Origin of the sequence: Mesorhizobium sp. M1142, assembly GCF_040318565.1 — a bacterium.
Lineage (GTDB): Bacteria > Pseudomonadota > Alphaproteobacteria > Rhizobiales > Rhizobiaceae > Mesorhizobium.
Genome location: NZ_JAMYMK010000068.1, coordinates 1 through 1517, shown reverse-complemented (window position 1 = coordinate 1517; position 1517 = coordinate 1). Strand labels below are relative to the sequence as shown.

Here is a 1517-nt window from a genome sequence, read left to right as displayed (position 1 = left end):
CCTGTCCCGGATGGTCGCACCATACGCCGAAAATCGCTCATCTCCAGCGGGGATCGGATGGCACCGTCATGATCATACCGGTTACGAATGCAATTGAGGCGTTGAACTCCAAGCTGCGCCGCGCCGTCCGCACCCGCGGACACTTCCCGAGTGACGACGCGGCGATGAAACTGCTATATCTGGTCCTGAACCATGCGGCTGAGGAATGGAAACGACCGCCGCGCGAATGGTTCGAGGCCAAGACCCAGTTCGCCGTTGTCTTCGGCGAGAGGTTCGTCAGCCAATGACGAGACCGGCCTCGCGCACAGAATTCCTGACAGTCCCCGATACCGGCGGCATCGTCTACAACCGTGCCCTCGTCGATCTTGCCCGCCACTATGGTTTCCATCCCAAGGCGTGTCGGCCTTACCGCGCCAAAACGAAAGGCAAGGTCGAGCGGCCGTTCCGCTACATTCGCGAGGACTTCTTCCTGGCCCGGTCCTTTCGCAATCTCGAAGACCTGAACGCCCAGTTGCGTCACTGGCTGGACACGGTCGCAAACCCGAGGGTTCACGCCACCACAAGGCGTGTCGTCAACGAAGCTTTCGCCGAGGAGCGCGCAGCGCTGCGGCCGCTGCCTTTGGCTCCGTTCCGATCGGTCCTAAAGCTCGAGCGACGTATCAGCCGGGAGGGCATGGTCAGCGTCGGCGGCAATTTCTACAGCGTGCCCGATGCCACCAGGCGCCGTGTCGTCGAGGTACACACGCTGGCCGAAGAGTTGCGCATCTTCGAGGACGGCGCACTGATTGCCACCCATCCTATTCTCGAAGGCCGGCACCAGCGTCATGTCGAGCCGGGTCATCGCAACATCCACGTCCACAAGCGCCGACAAAGACTGAGGAACGACGAGGTCATTCTTCATGGCTCGGGCGACAGGGTCGCTCAGCGCCCGTTGGCCTTCTACGACGCCGTCGCCCGGGTGATGGCGAACGAGCAACGTCCATGACGAACGCGCTCGACACCACGCCATCCACCATCGACCGGATCCGCCACGACCTCGTCGGCCTGAAGATGCCGCGGGCGCTCGAAGCGCTCGATCATGTCGTGCGCCGGCTCGAGAAAGGCGAGATCGCCGCCCTCGAAGCCATGGACATCCTCCTCTCGGAAGAGTTGACCCTGCGCGAGAACAGCCGGATCAAGACGGCACTGCGCATGGGGCGCCTGGCCACGATCAAGACGCTCGCCGGCTTCGACTTCTCTTTTCCAGCCCCCGCTCGACCGCGATCGAATCTTCACGCTGGCCCAACTCGGCTTCGTCGCCCGCTGCGAGGTCGTCCACTTCCTCGGCCCGCCCGGCACAGGCAAGAGCCATCTGGCCATTGCGCTTGCCGTCGAGGCTGTGAAGGCTGGAAAGAGCGTCTATTTCTGCACGCTCGCCGAACTCATCGCCGCGCTGGCAAGGGCCGAACGCGAAGGCCGCCTGCAGGAACGCATCCGCTTCTTCTGCCGGCCTGCTCTGCTCGTTGTCGATGAGATCG

1 protein-coding gene and 2 pseudogenes are annotated in these 1517 nt (G+C 63.2%); all 3 read left to right on the top strand.

All coding sequences use genetic code 11. The features are described 5' to 3' along the window. A partial coding sequence (locus NKH42_RS31075; RefSeq protein ID WP_352683205.1) for a transposase occupies positions 1-287 on the top strand: 287 nt, incomplete at its 5' end. Between the two features lie 41 nt (positions 288-328). Beyond that, positions 329-985: pseudogene (locus tag NKH42_RS31070) on the top strand (Mu transposase domain-containing protein); the annotation flags it as partial. After that, a pseudogene (locus NKH42_RS31065) lies at positions 982-1517 on the top strand (ATP-binding protein); the annotation flags it as partial. The pseudogenes NKH42_RS31070 and NKH42_RS31065, both read left to right, overlap by 4 nt.